Annotated in this window: 23 protein-coding genes; 12 read left to right on the top strand and 11 right to left on the bottom strand. The window is 69.5% G+C overall.

The genetic code is table 11. The features are described from left to right. Positions 1-92: 92 nt before the first annotated feature. The gene (locus Pma05_RS04970; protein ID WP_203856067.1) at positions 93-1742 is read right to left on the bottom strand and encodes an FAD-dependent monooxygenase; all 1650 of its coding nucleotides are present in this window, start codon (positions 1740-1742) and stop codon (positions 93-95) included. On the opposite strand from Pma05_RS04970, the gene Pma05_RS04965 reads away from it, so the two are divergent. The 4 genes from Pma05_RS04965 (at position 1741) to Pma05_RS04950 (ending at position 7225) form a co-directional block, all read left to right on the top strand. Beyond that, a complete protein-coding gene (locus Pma05_RS04965; protein WP_203856066.1) occupies positions 1741-2364 on the top strand; it encodes a TetR/AcrR family transcriptional regulator in 624 nt (207 codons plus the stop codon). The genes Pma05_RS04970 and Pma05_RS04965 overlap by 2 nt on opposite strands. 391 nt (positions 2365-2755) lie before the next feature. Then, entirely contained in the window at positions 2756-3943 is a 1188-nt protein-coding gene (locus tag Pma05_RS04960; RefSeq protein WP_203856065.1) for an NAD(P)/FAD-dependent oxidoreductase, read from the top strand. Beyond that, positions 3940-4839 carry an RNA polymerase sigma factor SigJ gene (gene sigJ, locus Pma05_RS04955; RefSeq protein ID WP_203856064.1) on the top strand — a complete coding sequence of 300 codons (900 nt, stop codon included), beginning with the start codon at positions 3940-3942 and terminating at the stop codon, positions 4837-4839. The genes Pma05_RS04960 and sigJ overlap by 4 nt, the downstream gene beginning before the upstream one ends. Positions 4840-5107: 268 nt before the next feature. Then, complete coding sequence (locus Pma05_RS04950) at positions 5108-7225, top strand: MMPL family transporter (protein WP_239311694.1); 2118 nt, start codon at positions 5108-5110, stop codon at positions 7223-7225. Positions 7226-7545: 320 nt separating this feature from the next. Here the strand turns inward: Pma05_RS04950 and Pma05_RS04945 are convergent, their stop codons facing one another. Beyond that, positions 7546-8283, bottom strand: coding sequence for a TetR/AcrR family transcriptional regulator (locus tag Pma05_RS04945; protein WP_239311708.1), 738 nt, complete (start codon positions 8281-8283; stop codon positions 7546-7548). Between the two features lie 84 nt (positions 8284-8367). Between Pma05_RS04945 and Pma05_RS04940 the strand changes: the two genes are divergently transcribed. From Pma05_RS04940 to Pma05_RS04930, 4 genes are all read left to right on the top strand, one after another. Continuing rightward, entirely contained in the window at positions 8368-8766 is a 399-nt protein-coding gene (locus Pma05_RS04940) for an FAD-dependent oxidoreductase (protein ID WP_203856062.1), read from the top strand. 4 nt (positions 8767-8770) lie between these two features. After that, a complete protein-coding gene (locus Pma05_RS04935) occupies positions 8771-8935 on the top strand; it encodes a hypothetical protein (protein WP_203856061.1) in 165 nt (54 codons plus the stop codon). Between the two features lie 57 nt (positions 8936-8992). Further along, a complete protein-coding gene (locus tag Pma05_RS43390; RefSeq protein WP_275414646.1) occupies positions 8993-9124 on the top strand; it encodes a hypothetical protein in 132 nt (43 codons plus the stop codon). 347 nt (positions 9125-9471) lie between these two features. After that, positions 9472-10683: a low temperature requirement protein A gene (locus Pma05_RS04930; RefSeq protein WP_203856060.1), complete on the top strand. Its 1212-nt coding sequence runs from the start codon at positions 9472-9474 to the stop codon at positions 10681-10683. 41 nt (positions 10684-10724) lie between these two features. On the opposite strand, the gene Pma05_RS04925 is transcribed toward Pma05_RS04930, so the two are convergent. Further along, positions 10725-10955 carry a hypothetical protein gene (locus tag Pma05_RS04925; protein ID WP_203856059.1) on the bottom strand — a complete coding sequence of 77 codons (231 nt, stop codon included), beginning with the start codon at positions 10953-10955 and terminating at the stop codon, positions 10725-10727. A gap of 507 nt (positions 10956-11462) precedes the next feature. Here Pma05_RS04925 and Pma05_RS04920 point away from each other — a divergent pair. Next, positions 11463-12269, top strand: coding sequence for an SAM-dependent methyltransferase (locus Pma05_RS04920; protein WP_203856058.1), 807 nt, complete (start codon positions 11463-11465; stop codon positions 12267-12269). 193 nt (positions 12270-12462) lie between these two features. On the opposite strand, the gene Pma05_RS04915 is transcribed toward Pma05_RS04920, so the two are convergent. The 4 genes from Pma05_RS04915 to Pma05_RS04900 form a co-directional block, all read right to left on the bottom strand. Next, a complete protein-coding gene (locus Pma05_RS04915) occupies positions 12463-12612 on the bottom strand; it encodes a hypothetical protein (protein ID WP_239311692.1) in 150 nt (49 codons plus the stop codon). 392 nt (positions 12613-13004) lie between these two features. After that, complete coding sequence (locus Pma05_RS04910) at positions 13005-13727, bottom strand: GOLPH3/VPS74 family protein (RefSeq protein WP_203856057.1); 723 nt, start codon at positions 13725-13727, stop codon at positions 13005-13007. 38 nt (positions 13728-13765) lie between these two features. Then, positions 13766-14485, bottom strand: a complete 720-nt coding sequence (locus tag Pma05_RS04905) for an ABC transporter permease (protein WP_203856056.1) — start codon at positions 14483-14485, stop codon at positions 13766-13768. A gap of 24 nt (positions 14486-14509) precedes the next feature. After that, a complete protein-coding gene (locus tag Pma05_RS04900; RefSeq protein ID WP_203856055.1) occupies positions 14510-15409 on the bottom strand; it encodes an ABC transporter ATP-binding protein in 900 nt (299 codons plus the stop codon). A 107-nt stretch (positions 15410-15516) separates the two neighbouring features. Between Pma05_RS04900 and Pma05_RS04895 the strand changes: the two genes are divergently transcribed. From Pma05_RS04895 to Pma05_RS04885, 3 genes are all read left to right on the top strand, one after another. Further along, positions 15517-16671 (top strand): sensor histidine kinase, encoded by a 1155-nt coding sequence (locus Pma05_RS04895; protein WP_203856054.1) that lies wholly within the window; start codon positions 15517-15519, stop codon positions 16669-16671. Beyond that, positions 16668-17270, top strand: a complete 603-nt coding sequence (locus Pma05_RS04890; protein WP_203856053.1) for a response regulator transcription factor — start codon at positions 16668-16670, stop codon at positions 17268-17270. Before Pma05_RS04895 ends, Pma05_RS04890 begins: the two co-directional genes overlap by 4 nt. A gap of 62 nt (positions 17271-17332) precedes the next feature. Further along, positions 17333-18523 carry an SGNH/GDSL hydrolase family protein gene (locus Pma05_RS04885; protein WP_203856052.1) on the top strand — a complete coding sequence of 397 codons (1191 nt, stop codon included), beginning with the start codon at positions 17333-17335 and terminating at the stop codon, positions 18521-18523. 31 nt (positions 18524-18554) lie between these two features. Here Pma05_RS04885 and Pma05_RS04880 read toward each other — a convergent pair whose 3' ends face one another. The 4 genes from Pma05_RS04880 to Pma05_RS04865 form a co-directional block, all read right to left on the bottom strand. Further along, positions 18555-19175, bottom strand: coding sequence for a dihydrofolate reductase family protein (locus tag Pma05_RS04880; protein WP_203856051.1), 621 nt, complete (start codon positions 19173-19175; stop codon positions 18555-18557). Further along, positions 19175-19681 (bottom strand): SRPBCC family protein, encoded by a 507-nt coding sequence (locus Pma05_RS04875; protein ID WP_239311689.1) that lies wholly within the window; start codon positions 19679-19681, stop codon positions 19175-19177. Before Pma05_RS04875 ends, Pma05_RS04880 begins: the two co-directional genes overlap by 1 nt. 3 nt (positions 19682-19684) lie before the next feature. Next, complete coding sequence (locus tag Pma05_RS04870) at positions 19685-20026, bottom strand: ArsR/SmtB family transcription factor (protein WP_075033765.1); 342 nt, start codon at positions 20024-20026, stop codon at positions 19685-19687. A 284-nt stretch (positions 20027-20310) separates the two neighbouring features. Further along, on the bottom strand, positions 20311-23313 hold the full coding sequence (locus Pma05_RS04865; RefSeq protein WP_203856050.1) for a hypothetical protein: 3003 nt from the start codon (positions 23311-23313) through the stop codon (positions 20311-20313). Positions 23314-23708 lie beyond the last annotated feature (395 nt).

Below are 23708 nucleotides of genomic sequence, written 5' to 3'. Positions count from 1 at the left end.
GTGAGTGCGTCTACGGCCGGCCGGACGATGTGATCACTACGATCACGCCGGATCGCACGCTGTTTCAGGTCTCAGGCGGCTCGGCTGCGAACTCAGACGCGTCCCTGTTGCAGCGCGGCATCTAGCCAGCGCCCCGGTCCGTCTGCGCCTGATTGGCCACGCCAGGCCAGATGGGCGTCGGGACGGATCAGCCAGACCTCGTCGTTGGGGCCGCCCTGCCGGTCGATCGGCGCGAGCGGCACGACGCGGTCGCCAAGCCGGGCGCTGACCTCCTCGTGCCAGGCCTGCGCGCGGTTACCGGCGGCGAGCAGCCCCCAGCGCCCACCGAGTTCGGCATGCAGCCGGGTCGTGGTGCCGTCGTGACGCTGGCAGGAAAGATCGGCTACCCGGTCACCGGGTCGTGGGTGTCGGCTGAACCGGGCGATACGGCCGGCGAGCGGGCCTCGGCGGTAGTTCACGTTGAGCTGTGAGGCGACCAGGGTTCCCTGGCGTTGCACTGCCGGCTGGCGGAAGATGGGCATCAGGACCCATCTGGTGAGCAGACGAACCAGCGGGCCGTTGCCGATCTGTAGCCGGGCGATGGTGCTGGTGGTGCGCAACACCTCGGTCGCGAGCGGGCGACGCTCGGCCTCGTAGGTGTCCAGCAGTGCCGCCTTGGCGCGGCCGTGGATCACCAACGCGAGCTTCCACCCGAGGTTCTCCGCGTCGCCGATCCCGGTGATCATGCCCTGACCGCCGGAGGGGCTGTGGATGTGGGCGGCATCGCCGGCCAGGAGGATGTGGCCCTGGCGATAGTCCGTGGCAAGGCGCCGGTGGACGCGGTAGACCGAGGTCCAGATCGCGTCCCGAAGCCGGTCTCCGGCCAGGCCCGCACGCTTGGGCAGCAGTCGCCGGAACCGCTCCATGATCTCCGGCTCCTGGAGCTTTTCGTCGGTGGAGCCCGGCAGGTAGGCCATCAGCCGCCACACGTTGTCGGCGCCGTCGACCGACGGCATCGGCATCATGAACAGCGGCCCGTCCTGGTGGGCCCAGCCGTGCCCGCCGGCGCGGTCTAGGCCGAAGTCGGCGTGTGCGTCGGCCAGCAGCCACTGGTCGGTCAGCGGTGCGCCGGGGAAGCCGATGCCGGCCAGCTTGCGGACCGTGCTGTGCGCGCCGTCGCAACCGGCCAACCAACCGGCCCGGATCGTCTCCCCACTGTCAAGCACGGCGGTCACGCCGTCCGCGTCCTGGTTGAGGTCGACCAGCGTGCTGCTCCATTCCACCGTGCCGCCCAACTCGACGAGACGGTCGCGCAGCGCGGCCTCGATGTCGGCTTGGGGCAGTACCAGTGCCGGGCGGGCGGTGCCCAGGCCCGGGTCGCCGAAGCGGATCGTCATTGCTGGTCGGCCGCTGATGTAGGTGGTGAGAACGAGCGCCGGGGCGGACCGGTCGGGCAGGTCGCCCAGCGCGCCCAGCCGGTCGAGCACCTCGGCGCCTCGGGCGTGCAGGAGGTTGGCGCGTGAGGTGGTGGCCGCCCCCGGTGCCTGGTCGATTACCCGGACATCCACGTCGTGCAGCCGCAGGGCGCAGGCCAGCGCGAGGCCGGCAGGCCCCGCTCCGACGACCAGGACGTCAGCAGATCCGGTCATTGCATCACCAGCGCCCATGTCACGCGAGGAACGGAACGGTTCCGTTCCATGGCGGCCAACACTAGGTCGGCATACGATGGAACGCAACCGTTCCGTCTCCCGAGGATGGCGCATGGCTGACGCTGCTACCCGCCCTTCCCGCCGGGCAGCCGGCGCAGCCGGGCTGCGTGCCGAGGTCACCGACGCGATCGTGCAGGCTGCTCTGACCGAGCTGACCGAGGGCGGGTACGCGCGGATGTCCATGGACGCCGTCGCCCGCCGTGCCGGCGTCGGCAAGGCCGCTATCTACCGCCGCTGGGCGTCCAAGGAACCCCTGGTGCTCGACCTCCTCACCCGTCTCGCGGACCAGGCCGTTCCACTCCCGAACACGGGGACGCTCCGTGAGGACGTCACCAGGTTCGTGGCCTACGCCTCCGCTCTGCGGGCGGACCTGGGTGCCATCCGCATCCTCGCTGATCTGACCGCCGAGGCCACCCGCAATCGCCCGTTCGCGGAAGCAATACACACCATCGCCGAGCAACCCCGACGTGCCGCAGCCGCCCGGTTGCTCCAGCGCGCCGTCCAGCGGGGCGAACTGCCCGCCGACCTCGACGTCGACCTGGCCACCGACTGCCTGGTAGGGCTGGCCTACCTGCGCCCGCTAACCCCGTGGCAGCCGGCGGAGCCCATCGACACCGACACCAGGGCACGGCTCGTGGAGGTCATCATGGCTGGGCTGCGGGCCTGCCGGCACTGAACCACACCCCTGTCGGTGAACCGCGACCCGACGTACCGGCGGTAGTCGATCAGGCCCGAAACCATGATCATGGTAATGCTCGGGAAGGAAGCCGATCAACATCGACTCCAGGTCGACAAACGCCCTAATCGACCGTCGGCTGGCAGGCAAACACCCCTTGGCGGCTGCGCCCGGTCCCCGCACCGGGCGAAGGATCGCGTACGCCCGAGCAGCGCTTGCCGGACGGCCGGGCCTGCGTGCCCGAGGGTCAGTGGACGCTCGCGGCCGTCGGCACCCGGCTGGTGCCGGGAAAGGCGCTGCGCGGCCGGTACGGTGTGTTGCCGCGTCATCGAGGTGGGGTGACGTGCATCACGTCGTGTCAGGTGTCGGCGTTCCGCGGTGTCTTGGGGGCATGACTGAGCACGACACACGTCACAAGGTCGTCGTCATCGGCGGTGGTTATGCCGGAACGCTCGCGGCTAACCATCTGCGGATGCGCGCCGACGTCGACATCACGCTGGTCAATCCCCGGCCGGACTTCGTCGAACGGGTGCGGCTGCACCAGTTCGTGGCCGGCACCGGCGACGCCACGATCGACTACGGCACACTGCTCGGCGAAGGCATCCAGTTGGTGGTCGACAGCGCCACACGCATCGACACCGCCGCCCGGGCGGTGCGGTTGGCGTCGGGCCGCGCGCTGAGCTACGACTACGTCATCTACGCGGTCGGCAGCACCGCGGCGGTACCCTCGTCGGTGCCTGGCGCGGCCGAGTTCGCTTTCCCCGTCGCGGAGTTCGAGGCTGCGCGGCGGCTGCGCGCCAGGCTGGCGGAGTTGCCCGTCGACGCTCCGGTCACCGTGGTCGGCGGCGGGTTGACCGGCGTCGAGACGGCGGCCGAGCTGGCCGAGCAGGGACGCGCGGTCACCCTGGTGTGTGGGGGAGCCATGGTGTCGTCTTGGAGTGCGCCCGGTCGCCGATACGCCGCCAGGTGGCTGTCCCGGCACGGTGTCACCGTGCTCGAAGCTGACGTGGTAACCGAGGTCGGGCCGGATGCGGTCGTCCTCGCCGACGGTACGGTGCGGTCGAGCGTACTGACCATCTGGGCGACCGGTTTCGGCGTGCCGGGGCTGGCGGTCGCGAGCGGGCTGCGCACCGACACGCTCGGCCGACTGCTCACCGACGAGACGTTGGCCAGTGTCGACGACGACCGGGTGGTCGCCACCGGCGACGCTGCGGCACCGTCGGGCCACCCGCTGCGGATGAGCTGCCAGGCCGCCGGGGCGCTGGGGGCCCAGGCCGCCAACACCGTGCTGAGCCACATCGCGGGGACCGCACCGGCGGTGATTGACCAGGCCCTCACCGGGTCGTGCGTCAGCCTCGGCCGGCACACCGCCATGCGACAGCTCGCCCGCAAGGATGACACTGCGGTGAACCTCTACATCGGTGGCCGGCTGGGCGCCGCGATCAAGGAGTTTACCTGCAAGGTCGCGGTGTCGAGGATCCGTCGCGAGGCCCGCGAGCCGGGTTCCACGGCGTGGGTCAAGGGCGGTCGGCGGCTGGAGCAGTCGGCCTCGGCCGCGCGGGCGGTCACGTCCCCGTGACCACCGACGAGCATGCCGAGCGGTTCACCCTGTTGCGGCCGCTGCTGTTTACGATCGTCTACGAAATACTCGGCTCGGCCACCGAATCCGACGACGTGTTGCAGGACAGCTATCTGCGGTGGGCCGAGGTGGACCTCGCGACGGTGCGGGACACCAGGTCGTACCTGGCACGGCTGGTGACCCGTCAGACGCTCAACGCGTTGCGGGCGAGTGCGCGCCGTCGCGAGGACTACGTCGGCCCGTGGCTGCCCGAACCACTGCTGCTCGACGAGAACGACCCGTCGGTCGATGTGGTGCTCGCCGAGTCGGTGTCGATGGCGATGCTCGTACTGCTCGAAACACTCAGCCCGGATGAGCGTGCGGTGTTCGTGCTGCGCGAGGTGTTCGGCTTCGGCTACGACGAAATCGCCGCATCGGTGGGCAAATCCGTGACGGCGGTGCACCAGATGGCGCACCGCGCCCGCGAGCACGTGCGGGCGCGACGCAGGCGATTCCAGCCCGCCGACGCCGCGAAGACCGCGCAGGTCACCGAGGAGTTCATGACTGCGGCGGCCACCGGTGACATGGCAGGGCTGCTCTCTCTGCTCGCGCCGAACGTCACCTGGACCGCCGACAGCGGCGGCAAGGCCACCGCAGCGCGCCGGCCGGTGGTGGGTGCGCAGAAGGTGGCCGCCGTCCTCATGGACCTCTTTCGGGCAAGCCGGCAGGTGCCGGGGATGCGGATCCAACTGGCCAACTGCAACAACGCGCCCGCGATGGTCGCCCACCTCGGCGGCGACCACCCTCAAGGTGTCCTCCTGATCGAGATCATCGACGGAAAGATCACCAACTTCTACGCCATCCGCAACCCAGACAAACTCGCCGCGATGACGGTCCCGCGGCAGATCAGCCGCTAAGGAGCCGACAAGCCACCGCGAACCAGGTCAGCATCGCGTACGTTCTGCACGGCCGAACTCGCCGGTGTCACCCCCACCTCGGCAAGGCTCTCGATGTCGTCTACCGCAGCGTCAACGGCGACCCTTCGGCGCTGCTGCCCGCCGACGACACCCCCTTCGCCGTCGTCGTCCCCGACCTCACTTCGGGGTGACAGCCAGGTGTGCGGAATCCACGCCGCCATCGATCCCGACAGGCTCTCCCACGTCGACTGAACAATGAGGAATCCCCATGTTGCGAAAAGTAATGACCTTGCCCAGTGGCAGGATCACGAAATGGGCCATCGTGGCCGTCTGGATCGCCCTGCTGGTGCCAGCCTTCATGTTGGCCGGCAACCTGGGCGACGTCGAGAAGAACGACAATTCGGCGTGGCTGCCCAGCAACGCGGAGGCGACCAAGGTCCTGGACCAGGCCAAGAAGTTCCAGCCCGCCGAGACCCTGCCCGCGATCGTGATCTACGACCGGCCCGAGGGTGTCACCCCGGCCGACATGGCCAAGGCCCACGCCGACGCTGACGCCTTCAAGGGCATCGACAAGGTCGTGGGGCAGCCACAGGGCCCATTGAAGTCCCAGGACGGCAAGGCCATCCAGACCGTGGTCCAGGTTGACGACGGTAACGAGGGCTGGGACGGGGCCCACGAGGTCGTCGACGCGATGACCAAGATCGGCGAACAGAACGCCAACGGTCTCGGGTTCCACGTCACCGGACCGGCCGGTTACGCATCCGACTCCATAACGGCCTTCAGCGGAGGAGGCGCCCTGGGGATGATCACCGCCTTGGTGGTGGTCGTCATCCTGCTGTTCACCTACCGCAGCCCGTTGCTGCCACTGCTGCCGCTGCTGACCGCTGGCGGCGCCCTGGTTACGGCGGAAGCGGTGATCTACCTGCTGGCGAAGAACGCCGGGCTAACCGTCAACACGCAGACCAGCCTCATCTTGACCGTACTGGTGTTCGGCGCCGCCACCGACTACGCGCTACTGCTCATCTCCCGGTACCGGGAGGAGTTGCGGCGACACGAGGACCGGCACGAGGCGATGGCGGAGGCCCTGTACCGCTCCAGCCCCGCGATCATCGCCAGCGCCGCGACCGTCGCTGTCAGCCTGCTGGTGCTGCTGCTGGCCACTCTCAACTCCACAAAGGGCCTCGGCCCGGCCTGTGCCATCGGTATCCTTGTCGGGCTGCTCGCCATGGTCACCCTGATGCCGGCCCTGCTGGTCATCTGCGGCCGCTGGATCTTCTGGCCGGTGAAGCCGTCGTACGGCTCCGTCGGGACGGCCAAGGACAGCATCTGGACGCGGATCGGCACCGCCATCTCCCGCCGGCCGCGGATCGTGTGGGTCGGCACCGCGCTCGTCCTCGGCGTCATGACGATCGGGGTGACGGGGCTCAAGGCCGATGGGATCCCGAGCAAGGGCCAGTTCACCAATGAGCCGCAGGCGGTCGTCGGCGAGGAGATCCAGTCCAGGCACTTCCCGGCCGGGTCGGGTGACCCCATCTACGTCGTGGCCAAGGCCGCCTCGGCGGAGCAGGTCAAGACCGTGCTGTCAGCCGTACCAGGGATCGCCGACGTCGCGACGCCCATGATCAAGGATGGTGACGCCTTCGTTCTCGGGACGCTCGAGGACGCTCCCGGCAGCAAGGCCGCGATGCACACCGTCGAGCAGGCCAGAACCGCAGTCCACAAGATCGAGGGTGCGGATGCCCGGCTCGGCGGCAGCACGGCGATCGCACTCGACACACAACAGTCGGCCGCCCGCGACGCCAAGGTGATCATCCCCGTCGTACTGATCGTTGTCTTCCTCATCCTCACGCTGCTGCTACGGGCGATCGTCGCACCACTGCTGCTCATGGCGACGGTGGTGCTGTCGTTCGGAGCGGCCCTCGGCGTGAGCGCTCTGATGTTCAACCACGTGTTCGGCTTCGCCGGGGCGGACGCGAACTTCCCACTCCTGGTGTTCGTGTTCCTGGTCGCCCTGGGCATCGACTACAACATCTTCCTGGTCACCCGGGTACGGGAAGACGCGCAACTGCACGGCACCCGGAACGGCGCGCGGACCGGACTGTCCGCCACCGGCGGTGTGATCACTTCGGCGGGTCTGGTACTGGCCGGTACCTTCGCGGCGCTGGGATCACTGCCGTTGGTCTTCGCGGCGCAGCTAGGGTTCACGGTGGCGTTCGGCGTGCTGCTGGACACCATGATCGTCCGCTCGGTGCTGGTCACCGCCCTGACTGTGGATGCGGGTCGATGGATGTGGTGGCCCAGCAAGCTGTCCAAACACCACGACGACCCCCAGCCGCCGACCGGCGAGTCCAACCCCGAACCCGCTCTCGTGGGCGCGGGCAGGTGACAACCTTCCGCCACGGGCCTTCCGACGGCGGTCGGGAAGCCCGGTTCTGGAGGTGACGCCGCTTGGGAAGGCCGGCCGTACGGTGCGGGACCGGTAGGTAGCAACGGCGGGCGGCCGCATGGTCGCCCGCCATCTCCAGCAGGTGTGCGCGCACGGCGTGAAGGCGAGGGCGACGGGCCATCCGGCTGTCGCTGTTCAGATGCCTCGCGCTCGTCCACCGCCAAATGGTGCGGCGTCGCGGGGATGATCCTGGGCACGGGTCCCGGCAGTCGCCGCGCTCTGGCGCCATCTCCACCTGGTTCTTCCCCGGGCTGCCGCGCTCATCCGGCACGGTGTCGGATGAGCGTTTCCACGCCGTCCAGGATGCGGTCGAGGCCGAACGAGTAGTCGAACTGCCGCTCTTCCTCGGTGGCGTCCGGGGGATAGTCGAACGCGCCCGCGTCGATGGCCGTACGCAGTGCGGGAAACCGTTGCGCGTCAACAAGACCACCGAGCAGAGTGCTGTAGGCGGCGACCGATTCTCCCGAAGCGGCTGGGCCGAGGTCCGTGCTCAGCCGTGCGGTGGTGAGCATGTAGTTGGCGACCAGCAGGACCACGCCGGCCTTGTCGGCTTCGGTGAGTCCGGTGTCGTGCAGCATGCGCAGGGCGCGGTCGGTCCACGTCAACTGGTTGGGTGTGATCGGCGGCCCGGTGACGGGCAGCTGCACGATCCAGGAATGGGCGTGCAGCATCAGCCACTGTGACCGGCACCAGCGCTGTAGGCCGAGTCGCCAGTCGTCGCAGGGCTCGTCGAGTTCGGCGGGCACGGACGCGACCGAGTCCAGCATCAGCAGCAGCATCTCGTTCTTGCTCTTGACGTGCCTGTAGAGCGCCATCGTGGTGAAGCCCAGCCGCTCGGCGATCCTGGCCATCGACACCGCCTCGAGGCCGCCGGTGTCGGCCACCTCCACCGCCGCGCGCACGATGCGGGACAGGCTCAAACCCTGCCTGGGTTCCGGCGCCGGCTCGTCCAGTCGCCCCCAGAGCAGATCGAGCCCAGCTGGCAGCTTGTCGTTCATCGCCCCCACATTATTCGCGCTCGGGCAGCGGCTTGCACTCCCCTCAAGTGTATGTCATGCACTCAGTGCATGACATACACAGCGATGATCGTCGGTGGTGGCATCTCGGGATCGGCGAGCGCGATCGCCTTGCACAAGGCGGGGATCAGAGCAGTCGTCTACGAGGCATACGACCGAACCGCGGACAACGCGGGCGTCTTTCTGACTCTCGCGGTGAACGCGCTCGACGCGCTGCGCGCACTGGATCTCGACGTCAGCGAACTCGGCTTCGACACGCCGAGAATCACGATCACCAGCGGTTCCGGCAGGACACTCGGCGAACTGCCTTACGGCACGGCACTGTCGGACGGCATGGTGAGGTGCTGTATTCCCGAGCGACACCTCGGGTCCTCGGTGCACAGCTGCTGGCCGGTACCGCCCTGGTCCGCCGCCACTGCCAGGCGATCGCACTGGCGGCGGCGGTTCCGCTCGGGGTGCTGCTGACCGGGTGGGCGTGCTGGTGGCGTATCCGCTCGCCACGGCACGGGAGGCCCGCTACCGCGTCGGCCCGGCATTCGACGGCCCTGTGCTGGTCCGGGTGCTCCTGCACGAGCTTGCCGGTTGCCGGGCCGGCCAGCGGCAGCGCGCTGCTGGTTTGCTCGGGATGTTCTGATTCGGGGCGCCGCAGGTCGGGCTGGCCCAGGACGACGAGTCCGCCGGCCCATCCTGGTTGCTGTGGGCCGTTCGGCCGATCGAGGCGGGCACTGCGGTCGCGCTCGCCGGCCTGTCGCTGGACGTGTGGTCCGATCCGCCGGTATTGGTCGGCGACTGGGGGCACGGCGCCGGCATCGCCCTGCTGTGAGCGTCGGAGCGTACGCGCTCGGGCTGAACCCGCTCGGCGGCCCTCTCGAACGGCGCCGACGCCGCCTGACCAGAACGGAGCCGCCCGGACCTGGATCCGGACAGAGCGCCCGGTCGGCGGCGAGGAGGATGTGGCGATCTTGGACGGCCGGTCGTCGCCCCATCTCGCCTGCCGGTCACCGTGGTGGGCTGAGGTACGGCACGTGGGGTAAGCCGCCCGGGCGCTCCAGGTGAACCGCCTACCACTTCCTTGCCAGCCGCATTTGCCTTTGCGGGTTGTGGCGACGCTCGTTCCCCAGATGCGCTACGACTGCCTGAGCGGGACGGCACCCCGCGGACGGGTGGATCATGCTGGGAGATCCGAGGAAGCTGCTGCCCAAGGAGGCGACGGGGCGCGCCTCGTTCCTGGAGCTCTTCTTCGACCTGGCCTTCGTCTTCGCGCTGACCCAGGTGGTGTCCCGGGGCGTGGAGAGCCTCACGATGGCTCATGGCTTGCACGACTTCGGCCTGAACGTGGTCAGCGCCGTCAAAACGATCTTCCTGCTGCTCGTCCTCTGGGCGGTCTGGCAGGGCACCGCCTGGACGACCAGCCGGTACGACCCGTACCAGCCGATGATCCAGCTCGTCGTGCTGATCGCGCTGGTGGCCAGCATGGTGATGGGAGTGGGGATCCCGCATGCCTTTCGCAACGCCGCGGCCACCTTCGTGGCTGGTTACGTGATCGCTCAGGTGAGCCGGCCGCTGCTGCTCGCCATAGCGCTCCGCGGCGACGAGCGGCAGCGACTCAAGGTGCGGATGTTGATCACCTACGCGGCGACGGCGGTTCTGTGGATCTCAGGCGTGCTGTTCGCGCGGTCCGGAGCTCGGTTGTTCTTCTGGGGACCAGCCTTGGCCATCGAGTATTTGGCCAACCGGTTCGGTTGGCCGGTGCCCGGCCTCGGGCGTTCGGCTCCCGCCCAATGGTCCATCGCCGGCGCGCATTTGGCCGAGCGGTACCAGCAGTTCTTCCTCGTGGCTCTCGGCGAGGTGGTGTTGGTCACCGGGCTGACCTACGTGAGCGAGGGGCGTTCCCTGGCGTCGACGGTGGCCTTCGCGATCGCCGTGGGAAAGTCGATCCTGATCTGGCGGATCTACTTCTACCGCGCCGGCCAGATCCTCGCCGAGGCGGTCCAGGCGAGCCCGACTCCGGCACGCATCGGGCAGTCTGCCGCCGATTCCCACATGATCATGATCGCCGGTGTCATCACCATGGCGATCGGCTACGAGCTGGCGATCGCCCGTCCGCTCGGGCATGCCCCGGCCGTGTGGATCGCGGCGATCCTCGCTGGGCCGGCCGTGTACATGGTGGGCCGGTCCCGCTTCGAACACGAGGTGTTCGGTCGAGTATCCCCGTCCCGGCTTGTCGCCATCGGTGCGCTGGTCCTGCTCTTCCCAGCGCTGCTCTGGGCGCCGCCGCTGGTCGTGCTGGTCGCAGCCGGGGTCGTGCTGGCCGGGGTGGCCCTCGCCGATGCGCGGCGGGCGTGGGGCAAGCCGCCCGAGCCACCGGCGCCGCCGATCTGACGGGTTGCCCCGCTGCGCTACCTGTTCGCGCTGTTTCGCAGTCAGCCCGACCAGCACCACACCGACCGCGGCGTCCCGACAGCCAGCGGCGTGCTCACACTCAGCGGTCCACGGTGAAGGTCCGCCGTCAGGGCGCCGGTCCAGATCAGGTGCAGCACGACCGGACACACCGGTTCCGGCTCGGCGTGACGCCGCAACCGGTGCTCCAGTTCACCGAGCGTGCCGTAGGATGCCGCCTCGTCCAAAGCCACCGGCAGCAGCCGTTCGCACACCACCGCCCGGCGTCGACAGCCGGCCAGGAACCGGACGGCGCTTGCCGCGTTGGCCGAGAACCCGGCTATCCGTACCCTCTTCGGCCAGCCGGTCGCGCTGGACGATCCGGGTGGGTTCACTGTCTGGCGAACGGGCACCATCCTCGCCGTCCTCGCCAGGGTATGAGGGCTGCTCGCCGCCACCCGGATCACCCGCGGTGAGGAAGACGCCGGCCGCTGGAACCTGCTGGCGGCCGGCCGGATCCCGATCACCGTGATCGTGGTACGGCACCTGGCCGTCGTGGTCGCCGTGCTCCTCGTCGCGGGGTTCGCGGCGGCCGGTGCTATCGCCGGGGTCGGCACCGCACCCCGCGGAGCGCTGGCAGGGTCCGATAGCCACGGTCAGTCATCTCTCGGTGTTGCGACGACACCGCAGACACGACGGCGGTCAGTCAGGGCTGTGGTAACGCTGCCGTCGGACCGCCGCCCGACTTGCGTCACCGCCCCTTCGGTGCGAAGAATGCCCTCATGACCGAGGACCGGGGGTTCCCTTCAAACTCCAAACTGGACACCACGGTTCCGCACTCGGCGCGGGTCTGGAACTACTGGCTCGGCGGCAAGGATCACTTCGCGGTCGACCGGGCCGTCGGCGATGAGGTGATCGCACACATCCCGGACATCCCCATCGGGGCCAAGTCCGAGCGCGCGTTCCTCAAGCGCGTGGTCAGGTTTCTCGTCGAGGATGCCGACATCCGTCAGTTCCTCGACGTCGGCACCGGGCTCCCCTCGGCGGACAACACCCACGAGGTCGCGCAGTCCCTCGACCCGCGTTGCCGGGTGGTCTACATCGACAACGACCCGCTCGTCATGGCGCATGCGTGTGCGCTCCTGACCAGCGCGCCGGGAGGCAGCTGCGACTACGTCGAAGCTGATCTGCGGCAGCCGGACACGATACTCGCGGCCGCGCGGCAGACGCTCGACTTCTCGCAGCCGATCGGGCTCATGCTCCTCGGCGTCGTCAACCACCTCATGGACGACGACGTGGCGTACGGCTCCGTCGCGCAGCTGGTGCAGGCGATGCCCACCGGTAGCTACCTGGTGCTCACCCACTCCACTGCGGAGATCCACGGCGAGCCGATGCTGCGCGTGATGCGGGAAACCACCGAGCGCGGCGGCACGCCAATCCGAGCCAGGACGAAGATGGAGCTCGAACGCTTCTTCGACGGGTTGGATCTGCTGGAGCCCGGCGTCGTTACGTGTTCGCGCTGGCGCCCCGACCCGGAGTCCGACGAGCCGGAGGTCTACCTCTTCGGCGGCATCGGCCGCATCGGGTGAGCTGAGCCTCTCGACGCGGGTCAGCCACGAGGGCAACCTATTCGCGGGTACGGGGGTGACGGCTGGATCATCGGCCACGGGCCCGTCTCGCGGCGACGAGCCTGCAGCGATCTCCATCGAGGATCCGCCATCGACACGGCGTATTGTCGACGGCTGTCGACGTATGAGGCCCTCCGGATCGTGCCGTGGCGCGTCAGACGGCCTTGCCCGGCGGGGACTTGAGCAGCGGGGTCGCCTCGGTGGCGTAGCCGCCACGCTCGGCGCGCCGTGCGCTGGCGGCGATGCGGACGAGGTCGATGTTGACACCGGCAGCGCCGCTCGGGTCGTACACCTTCAGCTTCACGTCGAGGCTCAACGCGGTGCCCGCCCAGCCCTGCGCCTCGAGGTTGAGGTACGCGACGCCGGATGCGACTACCGCGGGAGGGAGCGATGCGGTTTCCCGCGTGGGCGGGTGACTAGCAGCAGGGCGGCGACGAACTCCTCGACCTTCTCGCCGGGCTCGCGTTCCCAGTTCATGGTGGCCGTACGGGAAGTGAGCCACGCGGGGCCGACGGTTTCTCAACCGTCGGTGAGCGGGAAGGCGCTCGTGGCCTTGTCCAGGATTCCGACGGCGGCGGCGCAGGTGCCGTGACGATGGTGACGAGGACACCGGCGACGACCCAGGGCCTACCGCCGTCGCCTACGTGTGGGTCCGGGCGGTTCGAGTTCGGCATTGAGCGCGGGGGGCGGGGTGGTCTAGCTTCGGGGAAGGACGGTGACGGCGACGACGTTGTTGATGACGGTTGCGGTCACGGTTCGGGTCACGGCTTCCGCTGCGGCTGCGGCGCCCCAGTTGCCTCGCTCGAGTTCCTTGGCCCGCGTGATCACGGACGATTTCCAGGGGATCTCGTGGTGGAACTGTGGGAGGGTCCCACTCGCCGAGAGCAGTGCCGCGAGTGCGGCAATCCGGGCCAGGGGTTCAGCGCCGTCGACGAGGACCCGCCGGACCTCCGCCAGGAGGCCGGCTCGGCGTCCGCTTCCACCCTCATGGAGGGCGGTCGTACGGAACAGGCCGAGCACCTTGCGGTTCTCTCGGTCGATGTCGCCCCGTCCGACGAGGCGCTCCAACACGGGCTCGCGCAGTTGGGGGCCGATCGCCGCGAGGGCCGTCTGCACACCCCGGGGCTTCATGGAGAGGTAGCCCCACGCCGAGCGGAGGAGGTCATCCGACGGTGCCTGACCCTCCACGCTCCTGATCCGCCCCCGGGTCGCCGTGGTCAGGTGACCGCCGAGGGCCAGGTCCGCGAGCACGGAACCGCCGAGGACGTAGAAGAGGGTGTTCTCTCCCGCGATGGAGCCGGAACGGGGCTGGAACAGGAGGAGCAGGAGATCCTCCGCCAGGGTCGGGGGGTCCGACCAGCCCGCCGCGCCGGACGTTTCGGCCCGGCGGTCGAAGGAATCAGCGGGTCGTTCGGGCATCGGTCGTGCCTTTCGTCGAGTGGAACCTGTCGGACCGGTCACCGGCGGGGCTCCCAGCGGAAGAGTCGGGTGGCGAGCACGACGGCGACGACGACCCAGCCCAGCGTCGGCGCCAGCAGCAGGAGGGAGTCGGTCACGGCGATGCCGCCGTTCCAGGCGTTCACGGTCAGCTCGGTGGCGGAGCCGCCGGGGAGCAGCCGCTTGAGCAGGGTGAGGTCCTCGGTGCCGCTGATGCCCACCCAGCTGGCCACGGCGATCACGCCGAGGGTGACGGGCAGGGTGGTGACCTGGGCGTGCTCGGGGGAGTTGGTCAGTCCCGCGGTGGCCAGGCCCAGGCCGATCATCATGGCCAGGGTCGCGAGGACCGCCACCACCAGCAGGGGTACGTTGTCCGGCTCACCGGCGACCATGGCCAGCGCGGTCAGGATCGCGGCCACCTGCACCACGGCGATCGCGGTGGGGGGCAGCAGCAGGCCGGCGAGGATGGTGGAGTCGGCGGCGGCGGTGGACCGCAGTCGTTTCAGGAAGAGGTTCTGCCGCCGCGATGCCAGGGTGGTGACGGCGGTGGCGTAGAGCCCGAACGCGGCAACGGTGAACATCACGATCGCCGCGATGTAGCCGAGGCTGCCGATGGCCGCGAAGGTCTCGTGTTGGCGGACGAAGAGGGCAGAGACGGCCACCGGGATGATGAAGCTGGTGATCAGCACCAGCCGGTTCCGGAAGATCTGGATCAGTTCGCTGGAAGCGATGGAAAGCACGGTCACGTTCCTCTCACGGACGGGTCAGTTGGCGTGGCTGGGTGCACTGCCGATGGCGCGGAAGACGTCGTCGAGCCGGGTCGGCCCGGCCTCCAGGTCCCGCAGCTCCACCGCGTGGTCCTGCGCCCAGCCGAGCAGGAGGTGCAGATCCTTCTGCATGGTGAACGTCTCGACCAGGGCCTTGCCGTCGCGGTCGACGACGGCTTGTAGCGGCAGCGCCGGCACTGATGCGGGGAGGGAGAAGCGGATGACCGCCGGCAGGGTGCGGGTCAGTTCGGAGACGGTGCCCTCGCGGTGGAGGGTCCCCTGGTGCATGAGCCCGATCCGGTCGGCGCGCTGCTGTGCCTCCTCCAGGTAGTGCGTGGTGAGCACGATGGTGGCGCCGTCCTCGCGGAGCCGGTCCACTGTGGCCCAGAGTGCATCCCGGGACTGGATGTCCAGGCCGGTGGTCGGCTCGTCCAGGAAGAGCAGCTCCGGCGTTCCGTAGGCGGCGGTCGCGAAGTCCAGTCGACGCTTCTCGCCGCCGGAGAGCTGGGCGACCTTCCTGCCGGCCCGGTCGCTGAGGCCGACGAGGTCGAGCACGCGGTCGACGTCGTCGGTCCGCCGGGTGAGCCGGCCGATCAGGTCGACGGACTCGCGGACGGTGAGGTCCGGGGAGAATCCGCTCTCCTGGAGCATGACGCCCATCCGGGGACGTACTGTGCGCCGGTCGTCCGGGCCGTGCCCGAAGACGCGTACGGTGCCGGAGGTCGGCGTCCGGTGTCCCTCGATGGTCTCCAGGGTCGAGGTCTTCCCGGCTCCGTTGGTGCCGAGCAGCGCGTAGAGCTCGCCTGGCCGTACCTGGAAGGAGAGGTTCTGCACGGCGTGGAAGTCGCCGTAGCTGAGGTTCAGGCGTTCGACTTCGATGACTGGTGTGGTGGACATGCCACCATGACAGCGCGGGCGCAGCCGACCCGTCAGTGGCGCCGTGTCACGAGCGCATGTGACGTGGTGTCACTGGTCGTGGCCGGTTGCCGCCGGATACTGGGATGGTGACCGCAAGATCGCCGCGCTTCACTCAGACGACGCAGGGACGGCTGCGCCGGCTCAATCTGGCGACGTCACTGCCGCCGATCGTGATCGCCGCGGTGGTTCTGCTGTACATCGACACGCACACCTGGTGGCACGTCGTCGTCCTGGCGCCGGGTGTCGGTGCGGCGTTGGTGGCCTTCGAGCGGTGGACGGCCAACGACCTGGCCCGGGTCGTGCTGCCCTGCGTGATCGTGGCGGGAGCGGTGTGGCCGCTGGGGGTGCTGCTGACGGGCAGCCCGAACGCGTACTGGGGTGTCTGCGCCGTGGGTTCCCTCGCCCTGCGCCAGGTACGGCGGCGTCGGGCTCTGGTGGTGGCCGGGCTGTTCTCCTACGTCGCCGTCGTCGGCGCGGTGCGGCTGCTGGTGCAGCGGGACGACGTCCGCGACGTCCTGGTTGCCTACGTCCTCATCCCGACGGGGCTTACCGTGCTGGTGGCGGTCATGACGATGGTGGGCGAGCGGTTCTACGACCTCATCCGGGAGCTCGAACAGACCCGGGAGCGCGAAGCCGAGCTGGCCGTCGTCCGGGAACGGGTCCGGTTCGCCAGCGACCTGCACGACATCCAGGGCCACACCCTGCACGTGGTGAAGCTGAAGATCGCGCTGGCGCAGAGACTGCTGCTCCGCGACACCGGACGGGCGGAGAAGGAGCTGCGTGAGACGTACGCCCTGGTCAGCGACACCATCGCCCAGACCAAGGAACTCGCGTACGCCCAACGGCGACTCAACCTGACCGCGGAGATCGAGAACGCGAAGAACCTGTTCGAGGCCGCCGGCATCCGGGTTCGGGTGACCCGGGAGGCCGAGGTCGACGCCCGCACCAGCGAACTCCTCGGCCAGGTACTGCGCGAGACGACCACCAACATCCTCCGCCACGCGCAAGCCACCCAGGTGCAGATCACGCTGTCCGGGTCGGGCATCACCATCGTCAACGACGGAGTGGCGGCCGACAGGCTCCCCGAGCTCAGGGGGCTGTCGGCGCTGAGGCAACGGGTGGCAGGCGACGGAGGAGAGCTGACCGTGGAACAGCAGGACGAGCGGTTCCTGACGGCCGCGGTCTTCCCACCCGCTCGTGTCGACGCGGCCCCGACGACCCCGGGGGAGCATGGCCGATGACTACCATCGTGCTCGCCGACGACGAGGTGCTGCTCCGCACGGCCCTGGCCGCGCTGTTGCCGTTGGAGGGCGACATCACCGTCCTGGCCGAGGCGCAGGACGGCCAGACGGCCATCGCAGCCACCCTGCGGCACCGCCCTGACGTACTGGTCATCGACCTGGAGATGCCGGGCGTGGACGGACTCGGCGCCGTCGCGGAGATCCGCCGAACGCTGCCGGAGCAGGTGGTCCTCATGCTGACCCGGCACGCCCGCCCCGGCGTTCTCCGCAAGGCCCTGAAGCTCGGCGTCCAGGGCTTCGTCAGCAAATCCGCCGAACCGGCCCACATCACCTCCGTCATCGCCACCCTGCACACCGGCAAACGCTGGATCGACCCGGACGTGTCCGCGCTCGCCGTCACCGAGGACTGCCCCCTCACCGACCGCGAAGCCGACGTGCTGCGGGTCACCGGCGAGGGCTACTCGGTCGCCGACATCGCCGCCCGACTCCACCTCGCGCCGGGCACCGTACGCAACTACCTCTCCAACGCCATGCGCAAGACCCAGACGCGGACCCGCCACGAAGCGGCGCGCTACGCCCGCGAACACGACTGGCTGTGAACGGTGGCTTGGACGGTTCCCGCCCTCCAGCACTGTCCGACATCGACCGACGGAACGAGAACATGCCTCCCGCCTGGATCACCACCCCCATCACCACGGACCTTCTGCACGGCGCCCTCGACCTGCAACACACCACCAGAGGAGTGCTACCGCACCGGCTGCCCGCCTGGGCCCGCGCCCAGAACACCGACGGACAGCTCGCCATGGTGGAGACCCAACCCGCCGGCGTACGGCTGGCCATCCGCACCCGCGCCACCGCGGTCGAACTGGACGCGCTGCCCACCAGGCGGATCTACCAGGGCCTCCCGCCCCGCCCGGTCGGCGTGTACGACCTGCTCGTCGACGGTCACCTGACCGGCCAGGCCAGCGTGACCGGCGGTGACACGCTGACCATCGACATGACCACCGGCACCACCGAGCATCGGACTGGTCCGCCCGGCACCATCCGCTTCACCGACCTACCCGACCGGATGAAGGACCTCGAGATCTGGCTGCCGTACAACGAGGCCACCGAACTCGTCGCCCTGCGCACCGACGCCCCCGTCGCGCCCGCAACCAACCCGGGCCGAAGGGTGTGGCTGCACCACGGCAGCTCGATCAGTCAGGGCTCCAACGCCGCCAGCCCCGCCACCACCTGGCCGGCCCTCGCCGCCGCCCTCGGCGGCGTCGACCTGGTCAACCTCGGCCTCGGCGGCAGCGCCCTGCTCGACCCGTTCACCGCCCGCACCCTGCGGGACACCCCCGCCGACATCATCAGCGTGAAGATCGGCATCAACCTGGTCAACACCGACCTGATGCGGCTCCGCGCCTTCACCCCGGCCGTGCACGGCTTCCTCGACACCATCCGGGACGGCCACCCCAGCACACCACTGCTGGTCGTCTCACCCATCTACTGCCCCATCCACGAGGACACACCCGGCCCCGGCACGTTCGACCTCGCCGCCCTCGACGCCGGACAGTTGCGGTTCCGGGCTACCGGCGATCCGGCGGAGCGGGCGAGCGGAAAGCTGACCCTCGTCGTCATCCGGGACGAGCTGGCCCGGATCACCGCGCAGCGAGCGGCCGACGATCCGCACCTGTACCACCTCGACGGCCTCGACCTCTACGGCAAGGTCGACTTCGCCGAGCTGCCGCTGCCCGACCAGCTCCACCCCGACGCCCGCACCCACCGCCGCATCGCGGAACGCTTCGCCAAGCGGGCGTTCGCTCTCGACGGCCCGATCAGCGCGTCGAGGATCTCACGGCGTTGCTGACCTCGGCGGGGGAGCGCTGAGGTCGAGACAGTTACCGCTCCCGGACTGCGTAGGTCAGGTGCGTCACCCTCGGGGAGGATTCCGTGCGGACCGGCTCCAGGGCCACGCGGCCGGCGTCCACGCCCTCGAACAGGCGGATTCCGGCGCCGAACAGCACGGGCGAGAGCGCGATCGAGAACTCGTCGATCAGGCCGGCGTTCACGTACTCCAGGATCGTCGCGCCGCCGCCCGCGATGCGGACGTCGCGATCACCGGCGGCCTCGCGGGCCTGGTCGAGCGCGGTCTCGATGCCGTCGTTGACGAAGTGGAAGGTGGTCCCGCCCGGCCGCTCCCAGGGGTCACGCTTCTCGTGCGTCACGACGAAGACCGGCGTGTGGAACGGTGCCTCCTCCGGCCACATCTGCTCGCCGGCATCGAACATGCGCTTGCCCATGACGCTCGCGCCGGTACGCTCGAACGTCTCCCGCACGATGTCGTTGTCGCGCCCTTCCTCGCCGCCCCCGCCGAGCTTCAGGTTCTCCCGGAAGAACCGCTGCGGGAAGACCCACGCCTGGAGTTCCACCCACTGCCGCCCCATCAACTCCCCGAGCGACTCGGGCGCGATGAACCCGTCCAGCGACATCGACACACTGAAGAACACTTTCCCGGCCATCAGCGGCCATCCTTCTTCTGGGTGATCTCGGCGATGTAGGCCGCCAGGTTGCTCAGCGTCTGCTGGCCGCCCTCGATCGCGTGGTACTTCTCGACCGCTTCGTCGCGCAACTCCCTGGTGGGGAACACCGTGTGCATCTCGATCCGGGTCGCCGCCCCGTCGGGCGCGAACGTCAGGACCGACTCGAAGGCGTTCGGGTCGTCGCGGGACTCACCATGGAGCAGCGCGATCCCCTCCGGCGGGACGATCTTGGTCCAGGTGATCCATTCCTGGTAGTCCGTCCCGTCCGGTCCGTGCATCACGAAGTCCCACTCACCGCCGACGCGGAACTCGAAGGACCGCGTGGTGGTGGTGAACCCCTCCGGCCCCCACCACCGCGACAGGTGCCGCACCTCGGTGAACGCCTCGAACACCAGCTCCCGTGGGGCATCGATGACCCGGGAGATCACGATCTCGCGGTCAGCCGTCGCGGACTGCGCCGGCGCTCCTCGTCCCATCTCGCTCATCAGCTACTCCTCCTGCCTTGCCTGCTTCAGGTCCTGCACGTACGCGTCCAGCCGGTCGAAGCTCTCGTTCCAGAACCGCTCGAACCCGCCGGTCCACTCGTGAACCGGTCGCAGCCCGCGGGCGTCAAGCCCGTACAGGCGCTGCTTGCCTGCCTTGCGGTCCCGTACCAGCCCGACCTCCCGGAGCACCCGCAGGTGTTTGGACGCCCCCGGCTGGGTCATCCCCAGTTCCTGGGCCAACTCGGTCACCGGCCGCTCACCCGCCCGCAACAGCACCAGGATCTCCCGGCGCTGCGGCTCGGCGATCGCGTTGAAGACGTCCGACGTCGTCGCTGCTCGTGCCATGGCGGCCATCGTATACCCATAACGGCATGCGTCAAGTCGGGCGGCATACCCGCCCACCAGCCAGGCCAACCTGACACGGAATCTCGGCTGTGTGACCGGGAGCGTCGCAGCCGTGGGCCGGCTGCCCCAGCGGGTTGCCGGGAGCACCGTTGTCGCTTGACGGTCTGCACAACGAAGTGGCGGGGCCGATGAAGCCGCCTCCGATCGGACCATGTATCGGAGCATGGCGCGTCCGCTGCACGGTGGGGGCGGATTCCTGCCGTCCGGTTCTGGGTTCTCGCGGCTCAGGTGGGCGGCTTGCCACCGGCGGCAAGGCGCCCATGTAGCTCGGCTGCCCGGCTCTCCGCAGCGCGCGCTTCCTGCTCCCGCCCCAACTGGTGGAGGAGGCTGGCGAGCGCGTCCAGTGCGTTGGCGAAATTGGCTTGGTGCGTGGCCGGTTCGCTGCTGGCCAGCCGGTCCAGGATCTCGACCGCCCGTCGTTCCGGTTCCAGTGCCTCCGCCGGGTGCAACCACGACAGGTTGACTGCCAGGATGTGCAGCGTCGCGGCGAGGGTCGGCGCATGCGTGGCGAAGTCCTCGCGTGCGAGTCGGTCGTAGAGGTGCGCCGCCTCCTTCGCCGCGACTGCCGCCTCTTGACGCTCTCCGAGGCGCCCTGCCTTCCGGGCGTGGTATTGCAGCGCGAACGCGAGATATTCCTGGTGTTCGGCGGATCCGCCACGTGCCAGCTGCCGGCGAGCCTCCACAGCCTCCCCGCTCGCGGTCAGGGACTCCCACGGCCGGTCCATAATCCACAGTGCCTCGGCCAGCAGCTTCAGCGTTACGGCAAGGCCGTGATCGCGCTCGTGTCGTTCGCCGCGATGCGACTGACGGTACGCCGCCGCTATCTGGCTCATCCTGACGACGGCCTCGTCCTGCGCCACCCCTTCGTAGCCGGGATTGTCACGCCAATGGTCTGAGCCGTCGGCGGCCACCGCGGTCAGCGCTCCCGCAAGGCAGTACTCGAGCCCACCGACGCCCTGCCACACGAGTTCCTCGGCCATCTCGCCGATCACGTCCAGAGCCTCGTCCCACCGCCCCAGCATCAGCAGGACGGAACCGTGGGTGGCCAACACCCCGGTGAGAGCGTCGCATCGAAGTGCGTGGTCGGAGGATCGCAGGAGGTCGATCATGTCGCGTTGCACGGCAAGGAACAGTTCCCATCGCTCCAGCCAGCGCGACCTGTAGTCGAGCATGAGAAAGGCGCGATACAGCCCTTCCCCGTGGGCGGTGGGGTTGACCTGCGCCTCCCGGCGAATTACCTGTCTAGCCGCCTCCAGGCCGACCTCCGCGTCGTCGTGCACAGGTCCTTGCACCCACATCAGAGCCACCGTCAGGAAGACCGTTTCAGTCCAGGCATCGAAGCCGTCCGGATCGTCCTGTCGCCGAGTCAGCAGGCAGGTCCGCACAGCCTCGTCGAGGACGGCGACGGCCGGTTCGGCGCGGCCCAGTCGTAGCAGCACTCCGGCCTGGACGGCCAGCGTGAAGTAGAGCGGGAAGTAAGGATCATCCTCTGGCTCGGGCTCGGCGGGAGCATCGCGGGCCACCCGGCGGGCACCGTCGACAGCCTCCCGGGCGAGAACCACGGCCTGTTCCGGTTCCGAGGACACCAGGTTGCTCGCGAGATTCGCCAGCGTAAGTGGCACGGCATCCGCGTACTTCTCTGGGTAGTTGCGCGCCAGCCGGCGGGCGAGGTCGACGCACTCACGGGCGTACGCCAGCGATTCCTCGGCCGTGCCCAGATGCGGCACGTAGACGCTTGCTGCGGAGAGCACCGCGCCGAGATTTTCCTCGTGTTCGGCGGGGTAGTCGCGCGCCAGTCGGCGGAAGATCTCGACCGACTCGCGGAGCGCTCCCAACGCCTCGTCTGGACGGGCCGAGCGGGGTCGTATCGCGTTACCGCCGGTCGACAGCTGCCAGACGTCGTCCGGGCTGGGCACTATGCCCAGGCCGACCAGAACCTGGGCGAGGTTCAGCGCTGACCAGCCGAGCTTGGGCCCGAAAACCTGCGGTTCGACCGCGGCCAGTGGGCGGTAGAGCCGGGTGGCTTCGCCGAGCGCGGTGGCCGCCTCTTCGTCCCGGTCGGCCCGGTCGAGCCAGCGACCCAGGAGATCGTGCAACTCGGCGCGTACGGCGGGATCGGTGAGGGTTGGCAGGCGGTGTCGTGCGAGGCGGTCGGTGAGGTCGGCCCCTGCGACGGTGAGGTCACCGGCCGCGTCGTTCGGGTCCTGTGGTAGGAGGCGTTCCAGTCCTTCCAGGGTGGCGATGAGGTGGGGCCAGCGCTCGCTGGCGGCGGTGAGGAAGGTGATCGCACGGGCGGCATACGGCGGTAGCGGCTTGTCGCCGGTTGCTGGGGTGAGCAACACCTCGGGTGTGCCGTGGGTCCAGGCGTCCGACTCGTGACCGGGTGTGCCATGGCCGGGCAGGCACAAGGCCAGGAAGTCCTCGGCGAGACGGTCGGGGTAGAGGGGCTCCAGGACTGTCCGGGGGTCGGTGGGCGGGTAGCAGAACGTGTGGTCGGTGAGCACCTGGTCGGCGTCGCCGCCGACACCGACTCTGTCCAGCGCCGCCCTGGCGTCCCGGTAGCCCAGGGGCCCGGTGAGGGCGGCGATGAAGACGGCTCGGCGCATCTGGCGCGGGTCGGTGCGGAACGCCGTACGCCCGCCCGCCACGGTGTCGACGGTGTCGTGGAGGGCGTACCAGTGGAGGCTCTCGCGTTCCAGCAGGTAGGCGGTCAGTGCCGTCATGCCCTCGGGCGGCGCCTGCGGCTCGGGCGCGCGGCGGGCGTGGCGGTCGACGGCGACCAGCGCCGCCATGTGCACGGCGAGGGTGAGGCCGAACTCGTCGCGCTCCAGCCAGTCGGGCACGCTGATCGCGGTCGTGTTCGCCGTGCCGTAGTGGCGGGCGAAGCAGTCCCGGGCGGCGACGAACATGCTGCGGCGGGCGTCCCGGACCCGTGGCAGGGCCCCCAACGCCTGGCTGGTGCAGCTATCGGGCGGCCAGCCGGCCTGGGCGAGGGCGTGGCGCAGGGCGGGCCAGACGTGCTCGTTGCGGGCGAGGAGCAGTATCCGCACCGGCACGTCCTGGTTGAGTACCTTGTTGCTGAACAGCCATGTCAGGTGGGTCAGTGGCCACCGATCGGCGTAGTCGACGAGCATCAGCAGCCCGCGGGCGGGTCCGACGCGCAGGTCGTGGCTGGTCTGATCCTCGGCGTCGACCACCCGGGCTGGCGTGTGTTCGGCGGCGATCACCTTCCACCCCTCGCGGGCGGCCAACCCGGCGATGTGGTTGGCCAGGCGGGTCTTGCCCTGGCCGCCCGGGGCGTGTAGCCAGCGGACCGCGTGGTCGCCACCGCCGTCGCGCCAGGCGGTTAGGTCGTCGACCTCACGGCTGCGGCCGGTGAAGTCCACGACGGCGTGGCGGGCGTTGAGCAGGTGGCTCGGCTGAGCCGGCAACCCGTGCTCGTCCACCGCGAGCCTCAGGTCCGCCCGCCCGCCGGCCTCGGTGAGCAGGTACACCGGTCTGCCGTCACCGAAGACGTGCAGGTCCGCGCCAATCACCCCGTAGCCGAAGCCATTCTCGACCCACACCTGCTGATGGGCGCTCTGTACCCGCCCGAGCTGCCCGAACACGCCGTCCACGGCAG

The sequence above is a fragment of the Plantactinospora mayteni genome (genome assembly GCF_016862935.1).
Taxonomy (GTDB): domain Bacteria; phylum Actinomycetota; class Actinomycetes; order Mycobacteriales; family Micromonosporaceae; genus Plantactinospora; species Plantactinospora mayteni.
This window is presented reverse-complemented; position numbering and strand designations above follow the sequence as displayed.